General features: G+C 43.6%; 34 protein-coding genes. 31 read left to right on the top strand and 3 right to left on the bottom strand.

Features of this window, described 5'->3' with window-relative positions; translation table 11 throughout:
• Positions 1–53 precede the first annotated feature (53 nt).
• The 7 genes from MHI14_RS23135 (at position 54) to MHI14_RS23105 (ending at position 5,013) form a co-directional block, all read left to right on the top strand.
• Positions 54–608, top strand: coding sequence for a MepB family protein (locus MHI14_RS23135; protein ID WP_341131309.1), 555 nt, complete (start codon positions 54–56; stop codon positions 606–608).
• A 263-nt stretch (positions 609–871) separates the two neighbouring features.
• Positions 872–1,288: a MerR family transcriptional regulator gene (locus MHI14_RS23130; RefSeq protein ID WP_091033235.1), complete on the top strand. Its 417-nt coding sequence runs from the start codon at positions 872–874 to the stop codon at positions 1,286–1,288.
• A gap of 25 nt (positions 1,289–1,313) precedes the next feature.
• On the top strand, positions 1,314–2,285 hold the full coding sequence (locus MHI14_RS23125) for an aldo/keto reductase (RefSeq protein WP_341131308.1): 972 nt from the start codon (positions 1,314–1,316) through the stop codon (positions 2,283–2,285).
• A gap of 444 nt (positions 2,286–2,729) precedes the next feature.
• Positions 2,730–3,113 (top strand): hypothetical protein, encoded by a 384-nt coding sequence (locus MHI14_RS23120; RefSeq protein WP_341131307.1) that lies wholly within the window; start codon positions 2,730–2,732, stop codon positions 3,111–3,113.
• Positions 3,114–3,263: 150 nt separating this feature from the next.
• Entirely contained in the window at positions 3,264–4,118 is an 855-nt protein-coding gene (locus MHI14_RS23115; RefSeq protein WP_341131306.1) for an MBL fold metallo-hydrolase, read from the top strand.
• Between the two features lie 148 nt (positions 4,119–4,266).
• Positions 4,267–4,653 carry a hypothetical protein gene (locus MHI14_RS23110; RefSeq protein ID WP_341131305.1) on the top strand — a complete coding sequence of 129 codons (387 nt, stop codon included), beginning with the start codon at positions 4,267–4,269 and terminating at the stop codon, positions 4,651–4,653.
• A 63-nt stretch (positions 4,654–4,716) separates the two neighbouring features.
• Positions 4,717–5,013 (top strand): SHOCT domain-containing protein, encoded by a 297-nt coding sequence (locus MHI14_RS23105; protein WP_341131304.1) that lies wholly within the window; start codon positions 4,717–4,719, stop codon positions 5,011–5,013.
• 147 nt (positions 5,014–5,160) lie between these two features.
• On the opposite strand, the gene MHI14_RS23100 is transcribed toward MHI14_RS23105, so the two are convergent.
• Positions 5,161–6,144 carry a cation diffusion facilitator family transporter gene (locus MHI14_RS23100; protein WP_341131303.1) on the bottom strand — a complete coding sequence of 328 codons (984 nt, stop codon included), beginning with the start codon at positions 6,142–6,144 and terminating at the stop codon, positions 5,161–5,163.
• Between the two features lie 292 nt (positions 6,145–6,436).
• On the opposite strand from MHI14_RS23100, the gene MHI14_RS23095 reads away from it, so the two are divergent.
• The 6 genes from MHI14_RS23095 (at position 6,437) to MHI14_RS23070 (ending at position 11,743) form a co-directional block, all read left to right on the top strand.
• Entirely contained in the window at positions 6,437–7,114 is a 678-nt protein-coding gene (locus tag MHI14_RS23095; protein WP_341131745.1) for a response regulator transcription factor, read from the top strand.
• The gene (locus MHI14_RS23090) at positions 7,111–8,487 is read left to right on the top strand and encodes a sensor histidine kinase (RefSeq protein ID WP_341131302.1); all 1,377 of its coding nucleotides are present in this window, start codon (positions 7,111–7,113) and stop codon (positions 8,485–8,487) included. Before MHI14_RS23095 ends, MHI14_RS23090 begins: the two co-directional genes overlap by 4 nt.
• A gap of 67 nt (positions 8,488–8,554) precedes the next feature.
• Positions 8,555–9,685, top strand: coding sequence for an ABC transporter permease (locus MHI14_RS23085; RefSeq protein ID WP_341131301.1), 1,131 nt, complete (start codon positions 8,555–8,557; stop codon positions 9,683–9,685).
• Complete coding sequence (locus tag MHI14_RS23080; RefSeq protein WP_340908981.1) at positions 9,682–10,359, top strand: ABC transporter ATP-binding protein; 678 nt, start codon at positions 9,682–9,684, stop codon at positions 10,357–10,359. The genes MHI14_RS23085 and MHI14_RS23080 overlap by 4 nt, the downstream gene beginning before the upstream one ends.
• 167 nt (positions 10,360–10,526) lie before the next feature.
• Positions 10,527–11,063 carry an NUDIX hydrolase gene (locus MHI14_RS23075; protein WP_341131300.1) on the top strand — a complete coding sequence of 179 codons (537 nt, stop codon included), beginning with the start codon at positions 10,527–10,529 and terminating at the stop codon, positions 11,061–11,063.
• An 86-nt stretch (positions 11,064–11,149) separates the two neighbouring features.
• Complete coding sequence (locus MHI14_RS23070) at positions 11,150–11,743, top strand: DUF4304 domain-containing protein (protein WP_341131299.1); 594 nt, start codon at positions 11,150–11,152, stop codon at positions 11,741–11,743.
• A gap of 136 nt (positions 11,744–11,879) precedes the next feature.
• Here the strand turns inward: MHI14_RS23070 and MHI14_RS23065 are convergent, their stop codons facing one another.
• Positions 11,880–12,701, bottom strand: coding sequence for a DUF2785 domain-containing protein (locus MHI14_RS23065; protein WP_341131298.1), 822 nt, complete (start codon positions 12,699–12,701; stop codon positions 11,880–11,882).
• Positions 12,702–12,778: 77 nt separating this feature from the next.
• On the opposite strand from MHI14_RS23065, the gene MHI14_RS23060 reads away from it, so the two are divergent.
• Positions 12,779–13,072 (top strand): RNA polymerase alpha subunit C-terminal domain-containing protein, encoded by a 294-nt coding sequence (locus MHI14_RS23060; protein ID WP_341131297.1) that lies wholly within the window; start codon positions 12,779–12,781, stop codon positions 13,070–13,072.
• Positions 13,073–13,091: 19 nt separating this feature from the next.
• On the opposite strand, the gene MHI14_RS23055 is transcribed toward MHI14_RS23060, so the two are convergent.
• Entirely contained in the window at positions 13,092–14,036 is a 945-nt protein-coding gene (locus tag MHI14_RS23055) for a hypothetical protein (RefSeq protein ID WP_341131296.1), read from the bottom strand.
• A gap of 352 nt (positions 14,037–14,388) precedes the next feature.
• Here MHI14_RS23055 and MHI14_RS23050 point away from each other — a divergent pair, with 352 nt between their 5' ends.
• The 17 genes from MHI14_RS23050 (at position 14,389) to MHI14_RS22970 (ending at position 25,876) form a co-directional block, all read left to right on the top strand.
• Positions 14,389–14,895, top strand: a complete 507-nt coding sequence (locus tag MHI14_RS23050; RefSeq protein ID WP_341131295.1) for a DUF2569 domain-containing protein — start codon at positions 14,389–14,391, stop codon at positions 14,893–14,895.
• 126 nt (positions 14,896–15,021) lie between these two features.
• Positions 15,022–15,636 carry a histidine phosphatase family protein gene (locus MHI14_RS23045; protein ID WP_341131294.1) on the top strand — a complete coding sequence of 205 codons (615 nt, stop codon included), beginning with the start codon at positions 15,022–15,024 and terminating at the stop codon, positions 15,634–15,636.
• Positions 15,637–15,671: 35 nt separating this feature from the next.
• Positions 15,672–16,328: a pyridoxine/pyridoxamine 5'-phosphate oxidase gene (locus MHI14_RS23040; RefSeq protein WP_341131293.1), complete on the top strand. Its 657-nt coding sequence runs from the start codon at positions 15,672–15,674 to the stop codon at positions 16,326–16,328.
• A gap of 82 nt (positions 16,329–16,410) precedes the next feature.
• Positions 16,411–16,986, top strand: coding sequence for a GNAT family N-acetyltransferase (locus MHI14_RS23035; protein ID WP_341131292.1), 576 nt, complete (start codon positions 16,411–16,413; stop codon positions 16,984–16,986).
• A gap of 335 nt (positions 16,987–17,321) precedes the next feature.
• Positions 17,322–18,278 carry a radical SAM protein gene (locus MHI14_RS23030; protein WP_341131291.1) on the top strand — a complete coding sequence of 319 codons (957 nt, stop codon included), beginning with the start codon at positions 17,322–17,324 and terminating at the stop codon, positions 18,276–18,278.
• 284 nt (positions 18,279–18,562) lie between these two features.
• Positions 18,563–19,576, top strand: a complete 1,014-nt coding sequence (locus MHI14_RS23025) for a phosphodiester glycosidase family protein (protein WP_341131290.1) — start codon at positions 18,563–18,565, stop codon at positions 19,574–19,576.
• Positions 19,573–20,586: a bifunctional glycosyltransferase family 2/GtrA family protein gene (locus tag MHI14_RS23020; protein WP_091033179.1), complete on the top strand. Its 1,014-nt coding sequence runs from the start codon at positions 19,573–19,575 to the stop codon at positions 20,584–20,586. Before MHI14_RS23025 ends, MHI14_RS23020 begins: the two co-directional genes overlap by 4 nt.
• Positions 20,587–20,694: 108 nt before the next feature.
• Positions 20,695–20,838, top strand: coding sequence for a hypothetical protein (locus MHI14_RS23015; RefSeq protein ID WP_341131768.1), 144 nt, complete (start codon positions 20,695–20,697; stop codon positions 20,836–20,838).
• Positions 20,783–20,980, top strand: a complete 198-nt coding sequence (locus MHI14_RS23010) for an Mpo1-like protein (RefSeq protein ID WP_341131744.1) — start codon at positions 20,783–20,785, stop codon at positions 20,978–20,980. Before MHI14_RS23015 ends, MHI14_RS23010 begins: the two co-directional genes overlap by 56 nt.
• A 16-nt stretch (positions 20,981–20,996) precedes the next feature.
• Entirely contained in the window at positions 20,997–21,707 is a 711-nt protein-coding gene (locus tag MHI14_RS23005) for an AAA family ATPase (protein ID WP_341131289.1), read from the top strand.
• 67 nt (positions 21,708–21,774) lie between these two features.
• Positions 21,775–22,269, top strand: coding sequence for a cysteine hydrolase family protein (locus MHI14_RS23000; protein WP_341131288.1), 495 nt, complete (start codon positions 21,775–21,777; stop codon positions 22,267–22,269).
• Between the two features lie 380 nt (positions 22,270–22,649).
• Positions 22,650–23,171 (top strand): GNAT family N-acetyltransferase, encoded by a 522-nt coding sequence (locus MHI14_RS22995; protein ID WP_341131287.1) that lies wholly within the window; start codon positions 22,650–22,652, stop codon positions 23,169–23,171.
• Positions 23,172–23,757: 586 nt separating this feature from the next.
• A complete protein-coding gene (locus MHI14_RS22990) occupies positions 23,758–24,240 on the top strand; it encodes a hypothetical protein (RefSeq protein WP_341131286.1) in 483 nt (160 codons plus the stop codon).
• Between the two features lie 71 nt (positions 24,241–24,311).
• A complete protein-coding gene (locus MHI14_RS22985; RefSeq protein ID WP_341131285.1) occupies positions 24,312–24,461 on the top strand; it encodes an NUDIX domain-containing protein in 150 nt (49 codons plus the stop codon).
• Positions 24,462–24,465: 4 nt separating this feature from the next.
• The gene (locus tag MHI14_RS22980) at positions 24,466–24,777 is read left to right on the top strand and encodes a hypothetical protein (protein ID WP_341131284.1); all 312 of its coding nucleotides are present in this window, start codon (positions 24,466–24,468) and stop codon (positions 24,775–24,777) included.
• A 41-nt stretch (positions 24,778–24,818) separates the two neighbouring features.
• The gene (locus tag MHI14_RS22975; protein WP_341131283.1) at positions 24,819–25,199 is read left to right on the top strand and encodes a hypothetical protein; all 381 of its coding nucleotides are present in this window, start codon (positions 24,819–24,821) and stop codon (positions 25,197–25,199) included.
• A gap of 41 nt (positions 25,200–25,240) precedes the next feature.
• Entirely contained in the window at positions 25,241–25,876 is a 636-nt protein-coding gene (locus MHI14_RS22970; RefSeq protein WP_341131282.1) for a zinc dependent phospholipase C family protein, read from the top strand.
• Positions 25,877–25,881 lie beyond the last annotated feature (5 nt).

The raw sequence follows: 25,881 nt of genomic DNA, 5'->3' as shown, positions 1-25,881 counted from the left end.
GCTATCGCTAATGCCTTAGTTCAGACCATACAAGACAGGAGAGATATTACAAGTTGGATAACAAAAGTAGTTTGAATCGTCCGAATGCTTGGACGACCTCCGATGTACTTCATGGCGACTTACTTGCTAGTAAAGAACTTATCTATGACAAGTGTGGTTTTGTATGCTCACAACCACATGAAGAAGCACAAAATGCTGAATACGGGGCATATGTGTTCACCATAAATTCTCTCTCCATTCGATTTCGCGTCGCCAAAACCACGCCAACCAAGATTGGACAATTTGTTACCCTGTGGCAGCGTAGTGAGGATGGATCGACACAGCCATATGATGTATCAGATCCAGCAGATATGTATGTAATTAGTACGCGCGCAGGTAGCCATTTTGGTCAATTTGTATTTCCAAAGCATGTATTGTTACAGCGAGATATCGTATCGGATCAAGGCAAAGGTGGCAAGCGAGCCATACGTGTATACCCGCCTTGGGACAAACCAACAAGTAAACAGGCTCTAAAAACGCAGCAATGGCAGCTGGAATACTTCTTGGAAGTACCTTTTACTGAACCGTTAAACTGTGATCAAGCCCGGGTACTGTATGGCACCCAATGATTGAAGCAAGCGAAACAGTAGCCAGCATCTCCAAACTCTTCTCCTCAATTCCAGCTTTCACCGATCTTTTCGGCATATCTCCTCTATTCGTTATTTCCCAGTACTGAAGTGTGTGTGATGTCCTCCGTTTGTTTAAATAGTGAACGTCAGTGAATTTAATTTTTTTGAAATTAGTGCTTGCCTTAATGTGAACATTAAGCCTTAGGATGTAAAAGAACCGGCCAAATGTATCCAAAAATAAACATAAAGGAGGAGTCAGCAGTATGGCTTTCTCGATAAAAGAAGCTTCGGAGCGGCTGGGTTGTCCTGCACATAAAATTCGTTACTACGAGAAGGAGGGACTGCTTCCGTACATTCAACGAGATCAACATGGAAATCGGATGTTCGAGGAAGAACATCTGGATTGGATGCGACTGATGTCTTGTTTCCGGGCAACGGGAATGAAAGTATCTACACTGAAACATATGGTTAGTCTGGCGCTGGATGGTGACTCTACGATTCCACAACGGAAAGCGATCCTTCACGAATATAAAGAGGAGTTACATCGCCGCCAACTTGAAATTGCCGAAGCACTTGCAGCGGTGAATAACAAATTGACCATATATGAAGACATAGAAACAGGAAAGCTTCCATCAGAGAGCAAGTTGCTAGACCAAATGGAAAGCATCGGCAAAGACTAATATTAACGGATGGAGAGATGGAGAAATGAAGCAAAGAGTGCTGGGAAATAGCGATATCATCGTATCTTCGATTGGACTGGGAGTTATGGGCATGTCTCCGGGGATGTACGGAGAAACCAATGATGAGGAGTCAATGAAGACCATCCATCACGCGCTGGAGATTGGCGTTACACTGCTAGATACAGCAGATGTGTATGGGAACGGTCATAATGAGGAACTACTGGGGAAAGCGCTGAAGGGACGTCGCGATCGGGCCATTATTGCTACCAAATTTGGATATACCCCGAATTATGAAACGTTGAATGGCCATCCGGATTACGTGAAAAAGGCTGTAGAAGCAAGTCTTCGCCGGTTGAATACAGACTATATTGATCTGTACTACCAACACAGGGTAGATCCTCAGATTCCGATTGAGGAAACCGTTGGTGCGATGGCTGACTTGGTCAAAGAGGGAAAAGTCCGCTGCCTTGGCTTGTCGGAAGCATCGGCTTCCACTTTACGTCGGGCACACGCCATTCATCCGATCTCTGCGTTGCAGAGTGAATATTCCCTGTGGAGCCGGGATATTGAGGACGAGATTCTACCAACTGCGAGAGAACTGAATATTACACATATTGCATACAGTCCATTAAGCAGAGGGTTTATCTCAGGTGAGATACGGAAATTCGAAGATTTGGCTGTTAATGATCTGCGCAGATATATGCCGAGGTTCCAAGGAGACAATTTCGCCAAAAATATAGAAGTTGTGGATAAAATCAAAGAGATCGCCATGGAGAAGAGTTGCACGCCTGCACAATTGGGTTTGGCTTGGACTATGGCTAATAACGCATTACCGATTCCGGGAACGAAACGAATCAAATATTTGGAGGAAAACGCGAACGCTGCAACGATTGAACTGACACCTGATGACTTAGCTCGTATTGAAAAGGTAAGTCCCCAAAATGAGGTCCATGGAACACGTTATATGAAAGAAATGATGACTCAGCTTAATGGGTAAATAATGTCCGTATAACTTGTTATCCGTAGCGAAGTAGTTGCTCAGTAAAATACAAATATAGAATACAAATAGAGACTCTCCTTTAGTGAAAGTCTCTATTTGTATGTATTAATTCTCAATCGAGAGATGCGAATGTTGAAAGAGCGAGTAGATTCCATAGATCATATGAAGAGCTATGATGTTTGCAAGGGTGAGTTTCTATATTACAAACTTAGTGAATGTTACTGTGGTTAAGGAGTGTAGGACCTCGCAGAATTTTGATAGCGGACAGGCAGGGGAGTTGGAAAGGCAAAAATAGAAAGTATGAATTAGTGGAATATCCTGTATAATTTAGAGAACAATCATGTTGCATTTCTGTAGAAAATGAAGGATCTACGATTGGAAAATAAGGTATCCCTATTATGGGAGTGATTCTACTGCCACTTTGAATACTGGAGTGTGGTCATGATCGTATTGACATCGGCAATCGTATTCACCGTCTTGATTCTGATCGTTATTCTGTTTCAGGTTGCGTTGGCTGTAGGTGTGCCCTGGGGAGAGTACGCCATGGGTGGAAAGTTTCCCGGGAAATACCCCGTTTCCATGCGGTTTGCTTGCATATTTCAGATTGCAATTTTAGCATTCACGGGTATCATTGTTCTGAGTAAAGCAGGATTGCTTTGGCCTCAGTGGTCTGTTTTTGCAGAGACAGCGATCTGGTTTATCGTCGCGTATTTAGTACTCGGGACGATTTTGAATCTGATTACGAGAAGTGTATGGGAACGAAGAATCTGGGCGCCCGTAACGTTGTTGATGCTGATAACGAGTACAACGGTTGCCATTACATAACATAGCGTTGAAATATTGATTACAGATTGAAAGAGGTGATTCCATTGGTAAATCCATAAACGGAGAAAAATCCATGTATTAGCTAGAATAAGCATGCGGTTTTTCTCTGCCTATGATATGAAAATACTCATATAGAGGAGATAAATTGACATGTTAAACAAATTAAGCGATTCCATTTATTATATGTCCAACGATAATGATAGAGATAGACCGGTACTAGGCTTGGTGTGTGGGGAAAAACATAGTCTGGTGATCGATGGTGGAAATTCGGTTCAACATGCCAGAGACTTTATCGAGGAGATTCGATGCTTAGATGTGCCGCCCGTTCAGTATGTGGTTATTACTCATGCGCATTGGGATCATTTTTTGGGAATGAATGAATTCGGTGCGACGATCATCGTTAATCGGTTGACAGAACGGCGGTTGAACGAATGGAGAGATTATTCATTTGATGATCAGTCACTTCGCAAGTATGTAGATGCCAATATAATCAGCGCGCATTGTATGGAAATTATACAGGCGGAAATCCCGAGGAGAGAATCATTTCTACTAGATAAGCCCGGTATCGTCTTTAAAGATTCCCTCCAGATTGATCTGGGGAACAAGCTGTGTATGCTGGAGAGGATTCAAAGTACGCACACGGATGATTCAACAATAGTTTATATTCCGGATGAGAAGACTATTTTTCTCGGAGATAGTCCTTATGGAACAACAACGGATAAAATGTTTCATTTTAAGCAATCCTTGCTAAACCACATGATACAAGATATCCAAATGTATGATGCGGAGCATTTCTTGTTGGGTCATGAATCCATCTGTGATCGGGAAGAGATGGATGTATTCTGGAGAGAGCTTACAGCCAGTAGCAGAGCGGTGACATCTACTTCCTTGGAGCAGGCGATAACATCTTTTGAAAAGGAACAGCTGCGGGAGCCTAATGGGAATGAACTCTTCTTCTTGAAAGCATTTGTTAATGATCAACTGTTACAGGCACAGAAGAAATAGATGGACAGTTCGAAAGCAACTTAATACTGTGACTTTTAGATTGGTAATGCGGTTTATAAGGTCAAAGTTTCTTAAAGAGAATTTGAGCTTGAATCGAAGAGCCCTGGCATTTGTGCTAGGGTTCTAATATCCGAAAGGAGGGGAAGTATTGCGCAGCTACAGATTCACACCGTATTTAAGTTTTATAGGTTTTGGATTAGTAGTTATTCTCACCTTGAGTGTGAATGTAAGCTTCAAACTAGGAATGGAGAAAGATTTGGATGAAGGTTCCCTTATGCTATTGTCGGGTGCAAGTGCGTCTTTATTGATGTTTACATTGATATGGGGTGTATTTGGTGTAATCGAGTTTGTGCTTGTATGGAAAGAAAAACAAAAGATGAAGTCTAAGCTGGAACGCGGAAAAATGAACAAAGAAGATTTCTTGGATCAGATCAAGAAAGTTAAGACCAGTTTGGGAATCAACATCAGTTATATTGTCATCCTGTTGTTCCAGCTTGGATACGTCATTATAAACTGGGACGAGGTTGATGTTTAGTCTTCTGACCGACCTTTTCTGATTTTGAATAGAAATATACATAACCTTTAGGAGGAATATTCATTGAAAGCATTATCGATCGTCAGCCTTATTTGGTACGTACTTATTTTTTTATTAATAGCAGTTTTTTTAGATGGTTCGCAAGAAGGTGCGGAGGTAGCGGCAGTTTTGGGACTTCTGGGTGGACTGTATGGTCTGCTTTTCTCAATCCTTGCTTTGATCATATCAAGCAAGAGAAAAAAGACCCCTGTAAATGTTCATGAACAACTGCTTCAGCTAGGTGACTTAAAAGAAAAAAATATCATATCAGAATATGAATTCGATCAAAAGAAAGAGAAGTTACTCTCCAGATACAAGTAGTCCAGAGCCCGCTACGGTTAGGTAAAGGCTATTCTATTTTCTACTCATACCAAAAAGCTGAACTTAGGAAAATAAAAACAGGGCGTTCCCTTCACCGGGGAATCTGCCCTGTTTTCATTTAGAAGCAACTAATATTTGTTACCCTTCTCAATGGTGATGATGTGCGTGAGCATCTGGTGCGTCGCCTTTGACCGTACATAATACCGAGGTGTCATGCAGATGTTTTTCGGACTCTACTTGGAGCGTCACATGTTTGATTTCTTTATGCTCCAGCATATGTTCAATCTTCTGAACTAGGATCTCGGATGCATAAACATCCATCGTTCCATCTACCACGATATGAGCGGTCAGTGCGTTCAGGTTACTGGTGATAGACCAGACGTGCACATCGTGTACGCCTTTGACGCCATCGACTTGTTTAATAGTCTGCACCAGGTCATTCACATCCACATTGGCCGGAGTTCCTTCCATCAAGATGTGCAGGGATGATTTGGTGACAAAGAAACCACTTCGCAATACCAGTGCTGCGACAATCACACTCGCCAGTGGATCGGCCCAACCCCAGCCGAAGAACATCATGAGCAGGGCTGCCGCAATGGCCCCGACCGATCCCAGCATGTCACTGATGACATGGAGATAAGCCCCACGCATATTCAGGTTATTCTCGGTATCGCTACCACGCATCATGATCCAGGCCACCAGAATATTGATGAGCAATCCAATGACGCTGATGATTAACATGCCTACGGTTGCCACTTCTGGCGGGTGGATAAAACGACCAATGGCTTCGTAGAAAATGTAAAGGGCGATGGCGATTAACGTGATTCCGTTTAACGTAGCAGCCAAAATCTCAAAGCGTCTGTATCCGTACGTTTTTCCAGTATTCACCGCTTTTTCACCAAAGGTGAATGCCAGTAAAGCGATCCCGAGTGCAATGGAGTCGGACAACATATGGCCTGCATCCGAGATGAGCGCGAGACTGTTGGTGATGAACCCACCAACGGCTTCAACGATCATATAGATGGTAATAATAATGAAGGAAAACAACAGTACTTTCTTGTTATTGGTGGTGTGAGCGTGGTTGTGCCCATGATCGTGCCCCTGGTTATGACTGTGATGATGTCCAGACATTTTAAATCCTCTCCTTTGGAGCGAGGCTCCGTTATGTAATATGATTTCTACTGTGGCTATAATTGATCCTTAGCGATGGTTAATCACTAACAAATGAATATATGAGCGTTTGTTCATATGTTATGGTTTTATTATAGTTGCGCCTCATAATAGTGTCAACCAGATTCATGGAAATATAAACATGGCCGCGGTGTTTCCGGGAATGTGGCTGGCGAATGAAGTTGCTTTTATGCTACCATCTGTGCAGGATCAAAGTGAGATGTACTCGCTACATAGAAGGGCGGACAACGATATGAAACATCTGCTGCTGGCAGACGATGATGCCAATATTCGAGCACTCCTTCGGCATGTCATGACCAAGGAAGGGTATCGGGTTCATGAAGCGCAGGATGGACTGGAAGCGGTCAAACTGATGCAAGAAACACCGATCGATCTGGCAATCTTAGATGTGATGATGCCAGGCATGGACGGACTGGAGTTATGTGATTACATTCGACAGCACTACGACATTCCCATTATGCTACTGACGGCACGCGATCAGCTATCCGATAAGAGAGACGGTTATCTGAAAGGAACAGATGAATATGTGACCAAACCGTTTGAACCGGAAGAACTGGTCTACCGGGTAAAAGCGTTATTTCGTCGGTACCATCGCACATCCAGCGATATCATCCGTATGAACCGGATTGTCATTGACCGTAACAATGTGGAGGTTACCGATGGGCAATCCATTCTCTTTTTGCCGATGAAAGAATTTGAATTACTTTCACAGCTTGCCCAGTTTCCGGGCCGTTTGTTCTCGCGGGATGAGCTCATTCGGCTCGTTTGGGGAGCAGACTACGAAGGAGATGACCGTACCGTTGATGTGCACATTAAGCGGCTGCGTGATCGTTTTGCCGAGTATACGGACGATTTCGTCATTCAGACTGTGCGGGGCATTGGTTACAAGATGGAGGTGAAAGCACCTTGAGGACCTTGTACGTCCGGGTATTCCTCATTACGATTGCGGTGATTATAGTCAGCGGCATGCTTGGTTTTCTTTTGTCCAACATCTACTATCATACGAAGCTCAAGGATTTCAATGATGAGAAGCTGGTGGGCATCGCGACGCAAATGAAGCAATTTGTGGAACAGCAACCCGGCACGATGGAGCAGTATTTGAACAATGCTGCAGCACTCGGGTACGAAATCTATGTGACGGATGGAAAAGGCAACGACAAATTCTACGGCCGCGAATTCCGTGAAAAAGATCTGGACAAGCAAGCTGTAGATCTGGTGCTGCGGGGTGAGGTATACCATGGCGTCGCCCAGTTTCCAAGCAAACCGTTCATTACCGGTTTCTTCGATAATCAATTAAGCAATACCGTGGGTGTTCATCTGCAACTGGGCAATGCCAATTACGCTCTCTTCATGCGCCCGGATGTAATTCTGCAATTCGGTGAGCTGCGAATCTTTTTTGCGCTGATTGGAGCATTGACGGTGGGCATTAGTATTCTGATCTTTCTCATTAGCACCCGTTATCTGGTCAATCCGATTGAACGTCTGTCCGAGGCGACCAAGCGCATTGCGCAAGGAAAATATAATCTGAAATTGCCTACCGCAAGGCGGGATGAGATTGGACAGCTGGCTCAGCATTTCATGACCATGAGTCGTGAATTGGAGAGGGTCGATCAGGCGCGGCAGCAGTTTGTATCCAACGTATCGCATGAGATTCAATCACCGCTGACCTCGATTCAGGGTTTTGCCCAATTGGTGGCGGATCGGGATCTGCCTGAACAGGAGCGGGAGCACTATGCATCGATCATTGAGGAAGAGAGTCGTCATCTCTCCTTGCTCAGTAAACAACTACTTCTCCTGTCTTCCCTTGAACAAGGAAACGAAGATCTGTCCAAAGTAAAGTTCTCTTTGCGAGATCAATTCCGGCAAGCGGTTCAGGTGCTGCAATGGCAACTCGAAGAAAAAGAACTACTGCTTCGGATATCGGTGCCCGAATCCATTCAGCTGGTCGGCAATGAAGTGCTGCTTATGCAGGTGTGGATGAATCTGCTGGGAAATGCAGTGAATCATCTGCCACAGGGAAGAAGCATTGAGATTCAAGCCGAGCAGACGGATAACCAGTGTGTGATTCAGATTCGGGATACAGGAGACGGGATTGCTGCGGAGCATCTGCCTTTCCTGTTCGATCGATTCTATCGGGTGGATCGTGCGCGGGAACGTTCTTCTGGACGAACCGGGCTTGGACTTGCCATTGTGCAGAAAATTATACGAATTCATGACGGTACGATCGAGGTTTCCAGTTCGCCTGAGGGTACGGTCTTCACCGTGACACTTCCGCAGATGTAATCTGTTATTCATTTGCCGTTCATTTTCGCCTCCTATACTTGGGTTATCAAGAGGGAGGTCACAGAACATGTACTTGGCTATTCGGGAAATGAGGTATGCCAAAGGGCGGTATGCCTTAATTGCTACAATCATGGTGCTGGTTTCATTTCTGGTACTGTTTGTTACTGGTCTTGCACAGGGGCTGGCGTATGATAACGCAGCTTCGGTCAAAAATATGGCAGCAACCCACTTTGTGCTGGAGCAGGATTCGAATCATCGGTTTACCCGGTCACAAGTGGATCAGGATCAGCTTAATCAAGCTCGCTCCGTAGTGGGGCAAGAGAACGCTGAGCCACTGGGTGTGAAAATGACAACTGTCAGTCCAACGGGCGACACAAAAAAGATCGATGTCACGCTGTTCATGGTTAATCCGGAAGGTTGGCTTGCTCCAACCGTTACCGAAGGAACTCCGATTACAGATCAGACAAATGGGCAGGTTGTGGTGGACCATAAGTTGTCTGAATCTGGCGTCAAGATTGGCACCGTTCTGGTCGATCAAGCTACAGGAACGGAATGGACCGTTGGTGGATTTGTACAAAATGAGTCCTTCAGTCACTCCCCGGTGGTATTCCTGAATGAACAGGAATGGCTCGCACTCCAGGGAAGTTTACGAACTTCGCAAGGTTCAGCAGACACCAATGCCAATGCTCCGATTTACAATGCCATTGCTATCAAGGATGGGGGAGAGCAGGTAGACCGCTTGAGTACTGCAATGCCTAATACGGAAGTCATCACAAAGTCGGATGCCGTATCGGCCATCCCTGGATATAAGGAAGAGCAGGGATCGTTGCTCATGATGATCGCTTTTCTATATGTCATCTCGGCGTTTGTGCTTGCGGTATTCTTCTATGTCATCACGATTCAGAAAACGAGTCAGTTCGGGATATTAAAAGCCATCGGAACGCGTAATGGTTATCTGGCGGGTAGTGTTTCGTTACAAGTCTTGGTCTTGTCAGTTGGTAGTCTGGTCATTAGTGTAGTATTGGTTCGACTGTTCGAGTCCATCTTGCCAGCATCAATGCCATTTCAATTAGGTTTTTCCACCCTCGCACTGACCTGTGTATTATTCATACTCATGTCTGTGGCGGGTTCATTGTTCTCGGTATGGAAGGTTACCAAAATTGATGCACTTGATGCGATTGGGAGGACAGCAGCATGAGAAACCGATTGGTATTGCAGGGAATTACACAGACCTTTGAAGATGGCGGTAGCAAACGAACGATTCTGGACAAACTGGACCTTGAGGTTGCCGAAGGGGAACTTGTGGCCGTAATGGGGCCTTCCGGCTCGGGTAAAAGTACATTCCTGTCCATTGCTGGCGCACTTCTTGAACCAACAGAGGGACAGGTTCTGCTGGACGGGGCTTCTATTATGGGCAAAAGCAAACAAGATATATCCGATGTACGGCTTCAGCAACTCGGTTTTATCTTTCAAAGTGCCAACCTCATTCCGTATCTGAAAGTAGAAGAACAACTCATGGTCGTTGCAAAGCTCGCCGGAACGGATAAAAACAAGGCGGAGAAACGAGTGGATGAGCTGTTGGATACGGTAGGGTTGACCCATCGGCGGAAAGCGTATGCGGAGAAGCTGTCTGGCGGAGAACGTCAGCGGGTCGCCATTGCACGGGCCTTGATGAACGATCCGGCTGTTCTGCTCGCAGATGAACCAACAGCCAGCCTGGATGCGGAGCGAGGGCTGGATATTGTCGGCATGATTGCAAGGCTCGTGAAAGAGCAGGGCAAGAGTGCAGTGATGGTTACGCATGATGAGCGAGTTTTGCCGCTCTGTAGCCGGGTTCTTTTTTTGGAAAATGGGAAACTAGTGCAGCATTAGAAGGAGCATAGTCTGAGCGTCTGGAAAGAATGCTGATCCAAGGCTTAAAGGACGCGAGAGAATAATTAAGAGGGTCACGTATTCCCCGGTGGGAAGGTGGCCTTCTTTCTGTGTTTTCGACTATAATTGGAAGAATAGTGGAATTCGATAGAGAGGATCGGGTGCGGATGAGTAGCTTAAGTTCGGAATTATTTCCGGCGCTGAGTACGTCAATTCATTGGGGGATTATTGAGGCAGAGTTCAGATTAAACGACATCGTGGATGAAAAGCTGGTGAGTAATATTAGCATCATTCCATTTGTCGGGGATCAATGTGTTGTCTTTCAACTGGATAATGGAGACTGGGAGCTACCCGGAGGGACGCTTGAAGCAGGTGAGCAGTATATGGATGGACTGAAACGCGAACTGATGGAGGAACTTGGGGCAGAAATTCGGTCATATCAGATTTTTGGCCAATTCCACTGTACATCCAGTGCGTTGGAACCGTATCGACCACATATCCCGCATCCCCATTTCGTACGAATCATCGGATATGGAGATGTTGAACTTGTCGGTGATCCGTTGAATCCAGAGGATGGTGAGCAGGTGGTTGCGGTGGAAGTGGTAGAGATTGAGGAAGCGATCCGAAGATTCCAGGAACAGAACAGACATGACATTGCAGAGATGTACAAACTGGCTTATGAACTTCGAGATGAAGCTAAATAGTATTTTTATAAAATTGAACAAGCATGATTCTGAACAAAAAAAGGTAACAACCTATTAAATAAACTTTGCCTTGGGAGTGATATCTAATGCAGGACCTTTTTAAGAAGATCATCAGTACAGACGTCAAACCCGTATTTGCCAAACACGGCTATTCTAAGAAAAATCTGAATTTCTACAAAGCGGATGGAAACCTCGCATACAAGTTCAACATTCAAAGAGCAAAGTATAACACCGGTCGTCAAGTCCAGTTTTATGTTAATTGTGGTGTTCATTCCACCGAACTTGCGGAGTTGCATTCCGTTGGATTGAATGGAGACATATCGGAGTTCGTATCTCATTTAACCTGCCGAATCAGAGAAATAGCCCCTGCCGCTCCGGCCCACTATAGCTTAACGCCTGATATCGATCCAGACGCTTTATCGAAAGAACTGGTGTCACATTTGGAAGAGGGCATGTCATTCCTGCACTCGCTAACAGGGGCCAGAGATATAGTCCATTATTATATGGACAAGACAGCGCTACATTTAAGCGAAGTAACCTTCCGCTTCCTGCTAAAAGCCGGCGATACGGAAGAAGCCAAGCATTATTTACAGCAACTGCATGCCAAATACGGAGCCGAAAAGCGCTGGACGATATTAGAAAAGAAATATGCAGCCGTTTTTGCCGAGTACGGAATGTAAGTTATATGGTAAGAAAACAAGCCGAATTCATAACCTGATTTCAATTTGTTTGGAGTTGAATTTAACAATATTTAAAATTGCGATTCCTTCCAATAATATGTCTGAGATAAGGGTGTTAATTTGGAAGGACTGATAATCATGGATAATATACGGGTTCTACTTTATATAATGTGTGCTCAATAGTTGGACCGAGATCATCATCCAATTGGTGATATTTAATCCTAAAGTATAGACTCTTTAGAAAGTTTTTTATGTTATTCTTTTGCCTAAACGAGGGAAGAAATTCTGCGTCTTTCTCTACATCACCAAAACGTTGAATCCATTGCTTTATGTAAGTCTCACTAAGTATCTTTCTATTTAAGACACTAATGATGGATCTCACCATTCTTTCATCTTCCCCATCGGAGTACACGCGATCTGTGACGGTTATTTTTTGATAAACTAGGTCGAGGATAGTTAAGAGATCGGTCTCATCTAGTTCGCTACATTGAGCTAAATCATCCAAAACATCTGCTGCGTGTGCTATGGCATGAGCCCAGCCTTTTACATTGTCATATCCACGGTAATCACGCTCTTTTTGTACATTGTAGAATACGTTCTCTTTTATATGATGAATGTGTTCTTTTGAGAGAAATGGTGATTCTCTATGCCTGAATAAAAAAAGCGATATAACCAACATAGAGAAAGATCGAGTGAATACAGAGTCTGAATTTGTGTCTCCAAGCCTATAAAGCAAGTGGTTTTCATCCAAAACTATGGGTAAGATTTGTTCTAGTTCGTGCACAGTTAGAGCATTACCAGGAATCCAGTTCGACAAGGTTGTATAAATTAATTCATCACGTAGTTGGGCATCCAGCGATCCGATGTTATGTATCATTTCTTGTACTAATGGGAATATATCTGAGGGTGCTTGGTAGTCATTCTCTTTTATTAATAACAACTTGTCTTTTAATTCCATTCTACACACTCCTATGAGTAAACTATCATTCAGGTTGACTTGGTTATATTATACAATTTTTAAGGAGTGATGCCCACATGGCAAACGATAAAGGAACACTCAGAACATGCGAACAAGGACATTCGTATTATAAAAAAAGCGATTGCCCAACCTGTCCAACGTGCGAAGCTGAACGTAAACCGACAGAGGGATTTCTAGCCTTATTGTCAGCTCCCGCCAGACGTGCCTTGGAGAATGAAGGCATTACGACACTACTACAACTTGCGGAGTACAGGGAGAAAGAGATCTTGAAACTGCACGGAATCGGACCATCTGCCATGCCTAAACTTCGAAAGGCATTAGAAGAAGAGGGATTGTCTTTTAAGAAATAACCCTCTTCACGCTGTTCCACTAATCCAAACCAGAAGCGGAAGTAATCTCCTCCATCGTTACCCGATACAACAAGTTACCTTCACTGAGTAGCAGACGATGTTGGCGAAAATCCTGCCGTGCCTGCTTGAAGGGCTGACCATCTACATTCAATAAACCAATCTTCTGCCCCTTGCTCATTCTTCCGGGCTTCTCCATTTTCTTAAGCACAAACGTACCATGTTTACCGTACCCGGCATCGAACAAGAAATGATAACCATCCGTACTGAAGCCAGAGGAACCGGAGATGTTTGGATTCATCAATGTAACGTTGGGTTCACTGGTGCCACCTGAGATACAACCGAGTTCAAAATCGGTATAGAAGTAGAACCAGACCTGCTTCTCATTCACCACATTGAGTGCGTAACAATCCGCAATGTCAGCTGCGCTGTTTTCGTACACTTTATTACCGTGCTCATCCCAGGCCAACAGACCGTTTGATCCAATTGGATCGGCCCATCCGTAGTTACCAAATACCCCTTCATCAAAGTAACTGGTCCAGATTGTTCCCTTCTCTGTGACCTGTACACTTTGGATACCGTCTCCCAACAGAAACTCGCGAATTGTATTTCCGTCTAAATCACACACTTTGGCGTTCAAATCAAATTGTTCATTTCCGTAATTCGCACACCGTGCTCCGACGAGCAGCAGATGATCATGTAATGATTGTACGTAATGATAATTGAACGTCTGCCCCCAGATGACTACTTCCTCGATAGTTTGATCTGTAACAATGAGCACTTTGTACGTATAGCTTTGCTTCAATTTACTTTGGACGAACATACCTCGCTCTCTTTCGGGAATCTGATTCATCAAAAGCACATAAACAAGGCCATCCCCGCCCCACTGGGTGGAAACGATATCGAAGCCCTCGACATAGTTTGAAATGTCGGCAAAAGGCAAAAGTTTTACTTTGGGATTGGTCATATCCATATCCTCCTTCGTAGTCTAATGCAGAGTCACCATCTGCATCTGTATAAGAGGATTATGACGTACGTGTACTTTACTGAACATGGCGGAAGTATAGCGAAGGTCTTTCTTTGGCTTTTACAGTGGATGAGTATGATGTTTGGTAACCTGTGCCTTGACACTCGTAGTACAATAAGGAAGTTGTGTAAAATTCTATATAATAGGAGGGCGGAGAGATTGCTATAAGAAGAGTGTGAAAATACATACAACGCACGTGAATGAAGGGGTAAGAATCACCCGTAGATTCAATTTACAATTACGAGGAAGACTCATCTCAGAAAAACAAAACTAGTTAAGGAAGTGTTAAGAGGTGGAACCACATATTCAAGAGCAAAAGACAGACTACCGTCCACTAGGCGTATCGGGCTTAGGTGGTTGGCTGATTCTCGTCCAGATTGGATTATTTCTTACATTGATTTTCCTGGCGCTCCAATTGGTTATGTATTGTTTGCCCATGCTTACAACAGAGACTTGGGAGTTGCTAACTTCGAAGCAATCTGCATATTATCACCCGCTATGGGGACCGGTCGTTATTTTTGAAACGGTATATAACGCACTGTTTTTAGTGTTTAGCATATATACTATCATTACTTTGTATAGTAAAAAATCGATCTTTCCTCGTCTTATGATCATGTTTTATAGTGTCAGTCTAGCCGTTAGTATCATTGATTATCTATTGTTGCTTCAGATTCCGATGGCGAGAGAACTTGAGGATGGAAACTCGTTAAGAGATATTGGCAAGTCGGTACTTACTTGTGCCATCTGGATTCCTTACTTTATCAAATCCGAGCGAGTTCATAACACATTTGTAAGATAAGTGGTAAGCAGGAAATGCCCGATCTTGGATAGAAGCTATCTGAGGTCGGGTTTATTGTATATGCCGGGCTAGTCATACAGTGTAAAGGTATATTGTTCATTATAGAAGTGAAAAGGAGGAGAGATCTTGAAAATTTATCTGGTAAGGCATGGGATGGATGAGGAAGGGTATCGAGGCGGATGGAGTGATCGTGGACTTACGGAACAGGGGATCAATCAATCCAGGAGACTGGGAGAGCATCTACATCATCATGCTGAGGAGTACAACATACATACGATCATTAGCAGTGATCTTCCTCGTGCAGTACAGACATCACGAGAAATTGAGAAGAAACTAAATATGCAGGCTAGCTTAATGAAAGATTGGCGGGAGATGAATAACGGAGATATGGCAGGCATGCTCCATAAGGATGCTGAAGAACATTACCCAGGAGTTTATTTCAACACTCTTGAGATGGATTCACCTTTTCCGGGAGGAGAAAGTCCAAGGGATTTTTATAACCGGATAAGCACATCTTTGGAGAGTCTTCTTAGAGATATAGAGGAACAAACAGTCAAGTCCAATGTTCTGTTAATTACTCACGGCGGAGTGATTAACATCCTGTATTATCTGCTTGAGAAGAGGGAATGGAGCAATAAATCCAGCTTTTATCCCATGGACAACACCAGTGTACATACCGTTGAAAAGGGAAGGCATGGTTGGAAACTTAGCAACGCAAATGTGTTAAGTCATCTAGATTAGTTGTTTTTCCATGTTAAATAGAAGGAGGAGATGACATGAGCGATAAACCAATTGAACTGTTGCAACGTTTGAAGTCTTTATCCGGACCATTTCCAACGTGGGATATAGGGCAGTTGCCGGAGCGGCCAGGGAAACTATTTTTGGATTGGTTGAGATTGGCGGTTGAGAACGAAGTGAAGGAACCTCATGCCATGACGATCTCTACCGTGGATCAAGACGGTTATCCTGATGCGAGAGTATTGATTTTGAAAAACGTAACCGACGAAACGTTCTATTTTGCCTCCAGTTCGGAGAGTCGAAAAGGGCAGCAGTTGAAGGGGAATTCTCATGTCGCTCTGACATTCTACTGGCCTTCCCTTGGAAGACAGATTCGGATAAGGGGAATTGCCGAGGATCGGGGAGATGAAGCGGGCGCTGATGATTTCAGCAAACGTTCAGCTGGAGCAAGAGCAGTTGCTATGACAGGGCATCAGAGTGAGGTTTTGGATAGCGAGGAAGTGTTGGATAGTTCCATTGAAGCTCAGAAGGAAAAGATAAGACGTGACCCTCGTGTTGTTACACCTCATTGGCGTTTATATGCCGTGAATGCACAAGAGGTGGAGTTTTGGCAGGGAGATTCGGAGCGCAAGCATGTACGAGTCCAATATGTGATGCAAGATGGGCAGTGGAAGACACTCAGATTGTGGCCTTAATTTTACAACAGATGAGGTAGGCAACACGGACCGAGCTGCCTGTGAGTTTCTTTTTCATAACAATCTGAGGGAGGATAAATCTATGAAACCGATTGAAAGTTTCTTCGAACCATTTCCCGTGTTGGAAACCGAACGGACGTTACTCCGACCTCTTACCTATGATGATCTGGACGATATGTATAGTTACTGCGTTGTACCTGCTGTATCGGAGTTCACCACTTGGGACGCGCATCAGAGCATAGAAGACACAAAAGCTTTTTTAGATTTTGTCATGAGTCGCTATGAGACGGATCTAATAGGCCCATGGGGGATTGAAGATAAACACACTAAGAGGCTGATCGGTAGTTGTAACTATCTAGGGTGTGATAGCGATAACAGGAGAGTTGAGCTGGGATATGTGTTATCTGATCAATATTGGAATCAAGGCTACATGACCGAGGTAGTGAAACGAATCATCCAATTTGGATTTGACGATGTGGGGCTAGAGCGAATCCAGGCCAGATGTTTGGTGGAAAACACAGGTTCCGCCAAGGTCATGGAGAAGGCAGGCATGCAATTCGAAGGTCTGCTGAGGAAGTACATGAGGGTGAAAAATGAGCTTCAGGATCTGAAGATGTATGCTATCGTAAAAGAAGACTTCTATACTAGTATTAAATAAAGAACGTGTTATTGAAAAGTCGTGTGTCATTTATCATGCTGGCGAGCCATGGATTTTCCTATAATCCTGAATTTATCAGTGGTACACAATAAAAGCAGAAGTAAGAAAGAGCTTGAATTGCTGCATCAAAAGGTCAAGGTATCGTATTTTATATTGTCTAATTCAATAATTATATGCCTAGCGTTGGCCCATTCCTGATCGTTGAGGAAATGGGTTTTATTTTTGTTTTCAGCAAGCAACGTACATAATGTCATATCTTGAACCTGGTGCCTTTCGCTATAATCTTCAAGTTATTAAAACATGGATTGAATGAAGGAACCAGGAGGTACAACGAATTGACGACCAAAAACAGATATAAATCACTCGAACTGGAAACACCCGGCGTATATGAGCTGGAAGGGCTTGAGGTGGGAGTGACATCGAACTGCAATTATAAATGCGACTATTGCTGCGCCTACAATCGGGATGATGGAGCGTGTATCAATAGTCAGGAAGTCATCCGTATTATTAGTGAGCTTCCTCGTCTCAAGAGAGTGCGATTGTCAGGGGGAGAAGTTACTCTGAAATATCAGGATTGCCTGGAAATTGTGACGTACTGTGCGGCACATGGCATCGATACACAATTGAACAGTAATGCCAGTCTGCTGACTGAAGAACGAATCATCGCGTTGCGTGATGCAGGCTTGTCCAACATTCATATCTCGTTCAATTATACGGATGCGGAGTCGTATGCTACGTACTACCACGTGCATCCTCGCATGTATGAGAGACTGGAGCAGAATATCCATATGTGTACGGAAGCTGGTCTGGAGACGGTGCTGGAAACGTTACTGTTTGAGGGTAACCAAGCGAACATGCAGGCCATTAGCGATAAGGTGTATGATCTGGGTGTGCGCATCCATGAGATCCAGAACAGTATTAAGATGCCGCATACCGACTGGACCCAGATTGTATCCAAAGAGTCCCTTGTTCGATCTGTTACGGAATTAATTAAACATAAAAAGCCAGATACAACGCTCTATTTCACCTGTATGGATCGGTTCGCTGAACAGTTGAATTTGCGCGAACAACCTGGTGTGTATTTCTCTAATTGTGTGGATGGCACGAAACAGCTGCACCTGCACGGAAACGGGGATATTCTCATCTGTGAGTTATGCCATCCTGTTGTGATTGGCAACATCTATACTGGAACGTCGTTGAAGGATATCTATACCCAACAGCCACCGGCGTTAACGGAATTTTTGGAAAAGCGGCCTTGTCCCGCGTACGATGCTCTTTTTGCAGACGCATAACAGGAAGAGGTTGTTAAAGAAATGTGATATGTATGTTGAACGAGATATGTACAGGATAACAGCGACATTTAGGGTTATATAGATTAAAAATCAGGGTGATCTGATTTCCTTAATAGGAAAACGGATGGCCTTTTTTGTTATAAATTGAACCAGCGATTGGATGGTTGTTCTGTCATCGTAGTGTCAGTGTGAATTTCTTTAGTTCAATTGATGTGGTTTCAGATTCATTTAAGCTACCCGGCCTAATATGGCCTTAAGAACTTAGATGAAGAGGTGAGATTCACATGATGAAGATCTATGAGAAACCAACCCGGAAAGACCCACATAAAAGGCCCATCTCTCCAATAAAGCGCAGATGGCTCATCATCACACTTGTCATCGTGCTTGCGGTTGGTGGAATCCTGTACAGTTTGGCTGACCGTTACCTGATCCGGCATGTGCAGGTGGTTGTAGCGGATGGGAACACGGCAACAGCAACAACGAACAACGTGAATGATTTCAGCAATACTTCGACCACCGCAACTGAAGTGAATGCAACATCAGATGATTGGAATTATTCGAGTGATGATATGAAGGTCAATATTGAAAAGGTACAGACAGGATCTGGCTCAGATCAGATTACGTATTATGTCGCTGATGTTCAGCTAACAGATGCAAGCAGCCTGCGAACCGCGCTGGCGGATAACAGCTTTGGAACAAACATTACCGAAAATACGTCAGAGATTGCCGCAGCCAACAATGCGATCTTTGCCATTAACGGTGATTACTATGGATTCCGTGATGATGGTGTCATTATTCGAAATGGAACATTGTATCGGGACAGCCCCACGCGGGATGCACTTGCCCTGTTCAATGACGGAACGATGAAAACCTACAACGAGAACGAGATTTCTTCCTCGGAATTGCTGGCCGAAGGTGCAACCAATACGTTATCCTTTGGGCCCATTCTGATTCAGGATGGCGAGATCGTCAGTGATTTTAGCAGTGTGAAAATCGATAACAACTTTGGCAACCGCTCCATCCAGGATGCGAATCCAAGAACTGCGATCGGCATGATTGCTCCGAATCATTATGTCTTCGTGGTGGTGGACGGACGGCAGGACGACAGCCGTGGCATGACCTTGGCAGAACTGGCTGATGTCATGAAAGGCCTTGGAGCAACCGAAGCCTACAATCTGGACGGCGGCGGTTCATCCACGATGTATTTTATGGGCAGAGTCGTTAATAACCCGCTGGGACGCAACCAGGAACGTGGCGTGAGTGACATTTTATATCTGACGGAGGGACAAGGATCATGACGATATTAATTCCATCATATGAACCCGATGTGCGTTTACTAAATCTTGTTCTGCAGTTACAGACATTTAAGCTTGGACCTATTGTGATTGTGGATGATGGTAGTGGACCCGGTTACCGTGGCATTTTTGAAACAGCAGAAGCCTATGGCTGTACGGTCCTGACACATCCCGTCAATCTGGGTAAGGGGAGGGCGTTGAAGACGGGCTTTCAGTATATTAAGGAGTTTGGACCTCAGGGCGGTGTCGTGTGCGCAGATAGTGACGGGCAGCATCTGCCACATGATATTAAGCGTATCTTTGAAGTATTGCTCGCACAAACGACACCAGGAATTGTACTCGGTAGCCGTCGCTTCAGTGGTAAAATTCCAGCACGTAGCCGTTTTGGCAACACCGTCACACGGGCGGTCTTTTCCCTCACAACAGGTACCAAAGTATATGACACGCAGACGGGTCTACGCGGGTTTCCTTACTCCATGCTGGACTGGCTGAATCAGATTCCGGGGGATCGGTTTGAATACGAGATGAACATGCTGTTAACAGCACACAAGGAAGGGTATGAGATTACGGAGGAGTTTATTGATACGGTGTATCTGGATCACAATGAGTCCTCCCATTTCCGCCCGCTGGTTGATTCGTTCCGGATCTATATGCCAATCCTGATGTTCAGCACATCTTCGGTGCTGTCCGCTCTGATTGATTTTGGACTATTATTTGTTATTCAGTATTTCACACACAATCTGTTTCTGTCGGTTGTCGCAGCAAGACTATGTAGCTCCATCTTCAACTATACGATTAATCGGAAGTATGTATTTTCCGCTGGACGAACCTCGAAGGTTCGGCAGTCTTTGCCCAAATACTTCTCGCTTGTCCTGCTGGTGCTGTTATTAAACTATGGTTTACTGTATTTTTATAATGAAAAACTGATTATTCCACTGCTCGCAGCCAAGCTATTGACCGAGGTATCCATCTTTGTATTCAGCTATTGGGCGCAGCGCAGATTTGTCTATTAACCTTGAAGAGAGAGTAAGCCTATGGCTTGCTCTTTTTTGGTTGAAACGGTTTCATATGTACCCCGAAATAGGTTACGATGGAGAAGGAAATAAGGAGCTATATTTTAGGTGAAATGGATGTGGGTTGATGTTGAATCGTCTGCGCAAGGACTTGCGTTATTACCTTCAGGAGCATCAGGATCGGAACAACCGCATTTTGCATTATTTCGCGTTTTTGTCGGCCTTTGTGGCATGGATTTTTTGGTTTATTGATATCAAAGTCACGTTGCTACTCGCTCTCATCCATTACGATTTATCCTGGATTGGGCACTTCTATTATGAAGGCAATAAACCCGCAGCTTTTCGTTATCCTCATAATTGTAAATATTCTTTAGTTAAACTTAATATAAAATAAATGTGGGAGGATGATTATGTATCTTCGAAGTGTGGAACTCATGTCGGCCAAGATCGAGAATCGGGACCAATATCCTTTTGACATCCCCGCGATCCGGTCCTTGGAACGATTGGAGCTCACGAATAACGTTACTTTTTTTGTAGGTGAAAATGGTTCAGGGAAATCTACGCTGCTGGAAGGCATCGCACATCAATGTGGCTTCAATACCGCAGGGGGTGTCAGGAATAATACCTATGAGACACATGCTTCGGAATCCTCGCTCGGGAGTTATCTCAGGCTGGCCTGGTTGCCCAAAATAACGAATGGTTTCTTCATGCGCTCTGAATCGTTCTATCAATTCGCATCACATGTCGATGAGATGCCGGCATCGCTTCAATATTATGGCGGGCGTTCATTACATGAACAATCACATGGGGAGTCTTTTCTCAGTCTATTCGTCAATCGCTTCAGTTCCAAAGGCATCTATCTGCTCGATGAGCCCGAAGCCGCTTTATCTCCAGCAAGGCAGCTCTCCTTATTGCGTATCCTCCACGATCTGTCAGGCACTTCGCAATTCATTATTGCGACGCACTCACCCATTTTGCTGGGATATCCGGGGGCAGAGATTTTAAGTTTTGACGATAGCCATATTCAAGAGGTAGCCTATGAGGAGACCGATCACTATCAGATTACCCGCAGTTTTCTGGAGAACCGCGACCGGATGCTGAATGAATTATTTAAAGATTAAGTTCTCAGTTTAACAAAGGAAGTTACTCAACCATGCGGCGTAAAATTTATTTATGAGGAGAGATTGGATGAAAGTAGGTTTGCTGATTGTTGATATGCAAGAGAGTATTGTGCGGAAAAAGATGGACCAGACTTCGATAGACCATGCCTGTGAGTACATTAACCATGTTGCAGGTGTGCTGCGATCGAACGACCATGTGGTGGTTCACATACAAGATGTGGAGGGCATGGAGGAGGCAGCGTCAGATGAGTATCGTATTATTCCCGAGGTGGATGTGAACGAGAAGGATCTCACGGTTACCAAGGAAGCTTCCAATGCCTTCTGGCAGACCGATCTGGAGCAGGTGTTGAAGAGTCATGGAATCGAATTGGTGATCATCGCTGGTTTTGCCGCAGAAGAATGTGTTCTATTCACCTACAACGGTGCGATGGAGCGTGGTTTCCGGCCGGTGATGTTGCAAAATGGAATTCTTAGCACACATCACGAAGTGGTGATTTCAACGTACAGAGATCGCAATGTGATCTCATATCCTGTGGTTGATTATCTATATAAGTTCAACTAAAGAGGTTTACACTGAGCACTCCAATGACAGAACAACCTTCCGATCGCTCCGCTTCTTCAGGTTATTTCTGTCCTCTCCGTTTTTGTGTAAAAAGTTTAGTTGAACCTATAAAATCCAATAATTATTAGCTAAGTGCTAATGGATACTTGGTGAAAAATAAAGATAAGACCAATAATTGGACTCTGTAGGGAGTCTTTTTTTTGTACATATGTGCATGTCGACCGTGAATGTAAGGTTACTCTATGGTTTAAACCAAACTTTGCCTATATCTGCTCGGGTTGAAACGATATATTGAGAACAGGGCACAGCAAGCTCGCTGTGGAGATCGGTAAAGTCATGTATGGATCACTAACCAACTCATTAACTAAGGGAGATGTGCAATGAAGATGAATGTACAAATTACGAGTATTTTGGCAGAGCAAAAGGAATTGTTTCTCAACCTGTACAACTTGTACTTATATGATCTGTCTGAATTTTCTGGCGAAGATTTGCGTAAAGAGGGTACATATGATCCAACGAACACCTATCTATATCTGGAACGCGATGAATTACATCCGTTTTTGATTCAGTATGAAGGGAAGGTTATTGGATTCGTACTGGTGTGCTCACCTCCATATGTGCCAGAAGATGTGGATTATACGGTGCAAGAGCTGTTCTTGGTGAAAAAATATCGGGGACAGGGGCTAGCAGCGCAAGCGATTGAATTGGTTTTTGCTCAATTTGAGGGCACATTCCAAGTAGAACAGCTTGCTAACAATGCGGCAGCAGTTTCATTCTGGAAAAAGTATTATGAGCAACATCAGATTAAATATATTGAGTCTGAATATAACATTGAGATTGACAACATCGCTGGCACCCACCGGATTTTGTCCCAGACTTTTTTGCGTGAAAGAGAGAAATAATATTTGAATTAGAAGGTGATTACTCTGTTCATTATCGCAGTAACCAAGGGGGATTTGAAGTGGATTTCGGGTGTATTTCAGGCAGAAGATGTAGCTAGACAGTACATGGATCTTATACCTGAAGAGCTTAAGGGATACCAGAAATTCATTCAGATAGAGAACCTCACATCATCCTTTTTATATTATAGAGCGTCAGGAATCTCCGTTTAGGTTTCTCGGTAAATATGAAGTGATTTCACTTTTCGATCATACGGATGTATCAGAGGACGAAGATGAGGTGCACTTTAATATCTACACGGTGGATTCAGATTATAGACCAAAGAAACCTGGAACAGATTATATGGGAATACTGAGGCATGATCATGTGACCAATGAATTTATAGAGATGTATCGAGAAGAAGGAACAGAATTTCTGAATAGACGAAGGGTTTTATGAATGTAAGGAAGTTTTTTCACGGTCTTATTTTGCTTCTCCTAATTTGGGAGTTAGATAGGATCTTTTTCAATTTCCATTTACCAATACATGGGTTATGATGAATTAAGAGGAGTCTATGGGAGTGACGTGTAAGGGGGGAAGTACGTAGGTATGCCGAATCATCATTTTGTTATCGAAAACAAATCGCAAGTAGACGGGAATATTCATACCTACTACTCATGGGATTCACAAGGGAGAATACATGGAAGTGGATTAACCACAGAGAATCATGCGACCTTGGAAGACGAATTCATTGCGTACATCTATGATTCCCTTTGTTGGTTGGATACATGGAATCCATCTACCTGCATGAGATGTAGTGGGCTGAACAACTATGGAATAACCGTTATTGAAGAACAGGATGTTTTGTTGAAGTTTTATCAACTCATTCGGGCCTGGATTGATCTATTTAACCATGCGACTGATCCGATTGTTCTAACAGGGAGTTACTGTGTTGATGGAGAAGAACGGAAGGGCTACTACGAGAAACTCGTGTACAACAAAGTTGAATTAATCAACGAATTACATAAGCTTGCTAACATGGCAAAGTATGCTGAGATAAATGGGAAATGCATTGTGCATTTTGGGATATAAATCGATAGAAAAGGTTCCTGATTAAAATCGTAAGCTGTTGAGAAGCAACTCAACAGAGAGGAGCAAGAGTAATGACTAGTCGTATTGTAGTTACGGGTGGAGCTATTATTCGAGATCATATGGGGAGGGTTCTGCTCCAAAAGAGATCAGATTATGGAGATTGGGGATTACCTGGTGGTGGTATGGAGCCAGGTGAACGAATCGAAGAAACCATGATTTAGAGAAGTGAAAGAGGAAACAGGGCTTGAGGTGAGTTCTTATGAATTGGCCTCCATCTACACGGGCGAGAGGATGCACTATACGTATCCGGATGGAAATGAAGTAGTATTTGTAATGTTTTTATTTGACGTTATTGCGGAGTTGGAAGGAAAACTCTGTGATGATCAGGTAACTCTTTTATTTGAAGATGAACAAAAGGAGTCATTACAGCTTGTTTTTAAAAGTGTGGATGAGATTGATATTTCCACAATTAACAAGGTGCAGAAGCCTATATTTGTAGACTTGAAGCAAGGAGAGTCTAAATTACTACGCAAGTGACAGCGTTAATAGAATAACTCAAAATGATTTGAGGTTAGATTATGATGAAAAACATGGAATTAATTCAACCTTTTATTCCAGCATTTTCTGTTCAAAATTTGGAGTGGCTTGCTGGGTTGAATCTGTATATAAAACAAGACAAATATTATGAAAATATTTTGATAGCCGATATTACATTTTTAATGAAATTCTCCAATGTTACATATGAATTACTTTTTAGATTCACTAATATTGAAAATTTTCATTATAAGCCTCATGGTGTTCTAGTTCAGATCAGTGGGTTTAATATTAAAGATCTGAAAGACCACGGATATCATCCAATGAAATATTTCGTTGAGGACTACGAGGACGGAATATTAGGATTCTATTGTGAGGATATTGAATTGATACATGTACAAGAGAGTGAGCACTTAGCTTTGTAGTTCATAGAACATCATTTTTAATAAAGAAGGGAGTTTTTTTATTGCCTTGGCCGATGGTTCATTTTGCAATTGCATCCGAATTGATATCCAAGCCTTCCCCTGAGTTGTTATTGGGAAGTCTCGCTCCTGATTCTATCCATGTAAGAACCAACACCCGTACCGAAAAAGCAAAAACTCACCTCATGCCAGAGTCAGGAAGATTCGCAACAGACGAAGAGCTTCAAGCCTTTTTTGAGTCCAACAAGAAGTTGGCTTATATTGATCCCAAATTCATGCAATATCTGTGCGGTTACATCGCCCATATCTATACGGACCGCGTGTGGACATTCGATATTTACCCTGCGTATGAAGCCAACCCCAATGGAAGAAGCGTGTATACGAAGGATGTCACGAAGCTGGAGTTTATGATTTTACGGAATTGGAACAAGGCCAACGATTGGTTAAGTGAGCTGAAAGTAGGGAGAGCATTTGATTTAGGTGGATTGCTGGAATCTGAGGTGTATCAGTATAGGGGAGAGAAACTGGCGTTTTTAGCTAACCCTGACAACCAACCTTTGGGTGACTTAAATATTTTATCTATGGAAGCTATGGACAAGTTCATACATAAAACGGCGTTAGCGCTAAAACAATTGTATACAAAATGGAATGTGTATGAAGATTTACGCAGCACTGTGTAAGCAAG

Source organism: Paenibacillus sp. FSL K6-2393, assembly GCF_038002545.1.
Classification (GTDB): Bacteria; Bacillota; Bacilli; order Paenibacillales; family Paenibacillaceae; genus Paenibacillus.
The sequence above is the reverse complement of the archived record's forward strand: the minus strand, read 5'-3'. Positions and strand labels throughout refer to the sequence as shown.

Excerpts from the sequence above, each read along its gene's own strand:
- MHI14_RS23040 (WP_341131293.1), top strand. The coding sequence starts at position 15,672 with ATGAGCGATAAACCAATTGAACTGTTGCAACGTTTGAAGTCTTTATCC.
- MHI14_RS23100 (WP_341131303.1), bottom strand. The coding sequence starts at position 6,144 with ATGTCTGGACATCATCACAGTCATAACCAGGGGCACGATCATGGGCAC.
- MHI14_RS23095 (WP_341131745.1), top strand. The coding sequence starts at position 6,437 with ATGAAACATCTGCTGCTGGCAGACGATGATGCCAATATTCGAGCACTC.
- MHI14_RS23000 (WP_341131288.1), top strand. The coding sequence starts at position 21,775 with ATGAAAGTAGGTTTGCTGATTGTTGATATGCAAGAGAGTATTGTGCGG.
- MHI14_RS23020 (WP_091033179.1), top strand. The coding sequence starts at position 19,573 with ATGACGATATTAATTCCATCATATGAACCCGATGTGCGTTTACTAAAT.
- MHI14_RS23055 (WP_341131296.1), bottom strand. The coding sequence starts at position 14,036 with ATGACCAATCCCAAAGTAAAACTTTTGCCTTTTGCCGACATTTCAAAC.
- MHI14_RS23085 (WP_341131301.1), top strand. The coding sequence starts at position 8,555 with ATGTACTTGGCTATTCGGGAAATGAGGTATGCCAAAGGGCGGTATGCC.
- MHI14_RS23005 (WP_341131289.1), top strand. The coding sequence starts at position 20,997 with ATGTATCTTCGAAGTGTGGAACTCATGTCGGCCAAGATCGAGAATCGG.
- MHI14_RS23060 (WP_341131297.1), top strand. The coding sequence starts at position 12,779 with ATGGCAAACGATAAAGGAACACTCAGAACATGCGAACAAGGACATTCG.
- MHI14_RS22995 (WP_341131287.1), top strand. The coding sequence starts at position 22,650 with ATGAAGATGAATGTACAAATTACGAGTATTTTGGCAGAGCAAAAGGAA.
- MHI14_RS22975 (WP_341131283.1), top strand. The coding sequence starts at position 24,819 with ATGATGAAAAACATGGAATTAATTCAACCTTTTATTCCAGCATTTTCT.
- MHI14_RS23035 (WP_341131292.1), top strand. The coding sequence starts at position 16,411 with ATGAAACCGATTGAAAGTTTCTTCGAACCATTTCCCGTGTTGGAAACC.
- MHI14_RS23025 (WP_341131290.1), top strand. The coding sequence starts at position 18,563 with ATGATGAAGATCTATGAGAAACCAACCCGGAAAGACCCACATAAAAGG.
- MHI14_RS23130 (WP_091033235.1), top strand. The coding sequence starts at position 872 with ATGGCTTTCTCGATAAAAGAAGCTTCGGAGCGGCTGGGTTGTCCTGCA.
- MHI14_RS23065 (WP_341131298.1), bottom strand. The coding sequence starts at position 12,701 with ATGGAATTAAAAGACAAGTTGTTATTAATAAAAGAGAATGACTACCAA.
- MHI14_RS23080 (WP_340908981.1), top strand. The coding sequence starts at position 9,682 with ATGAGAAACCGATTGGTATTGCAGGGAATTACACAGACCTTTGAAGAT.
- MHI14_RS22985 (WP_341131285.1), top strand. The coding sequence starts at position 24,312 with ATGACTAGTCGTATTGTAGTTACGGGTGGAGCTATTATTCGAGATCAT.
- MHI14_RS22990 (WP_341131286.1), top strand. The coding sequence starts at position 23,758 with ATGCCGAATCATCATTTTGTTATCGAAAACAAATCGCAAGTAGACGGG.
- MHI14_RS23070 (WP_341131299.1), top strand. The coding sequence starts at position 11,150 with ATGCAGGACCTTTTTAAGAAGATCATCAGTACAGACGTCAAACCCGTA.
- MHI14_RS23115 (WP_341131306.1), top strand. The coding sequence starts at position 3,264 with ATGTTAAACAAATTAAGCGATTCCATTTATTATATGTCCAACGATAAT.
- MHI14_RS23075 (WP_341131300.1), top strand. The coding sequence starts at position 10,527 with ATGAGTAGCTTAAGTTCGGAATTATTTCCGGCGCTGAGTACGTCAATT.
- MHI14_RS23120 (WP_341131307.1), top strand. The coding sequence starts at position 2,730 with ATGATCGTATTGACATCGGCAATCGTATTCACCGTCTTGATTCTGATC.
- MHI14_RS23125 (WP_341131308.1), top strand. The coding sequence starts at position 1,314 with ATGAAGCAAAGAGTGCTGGGAAATAGCGATATCATCGTATCTTCGATT.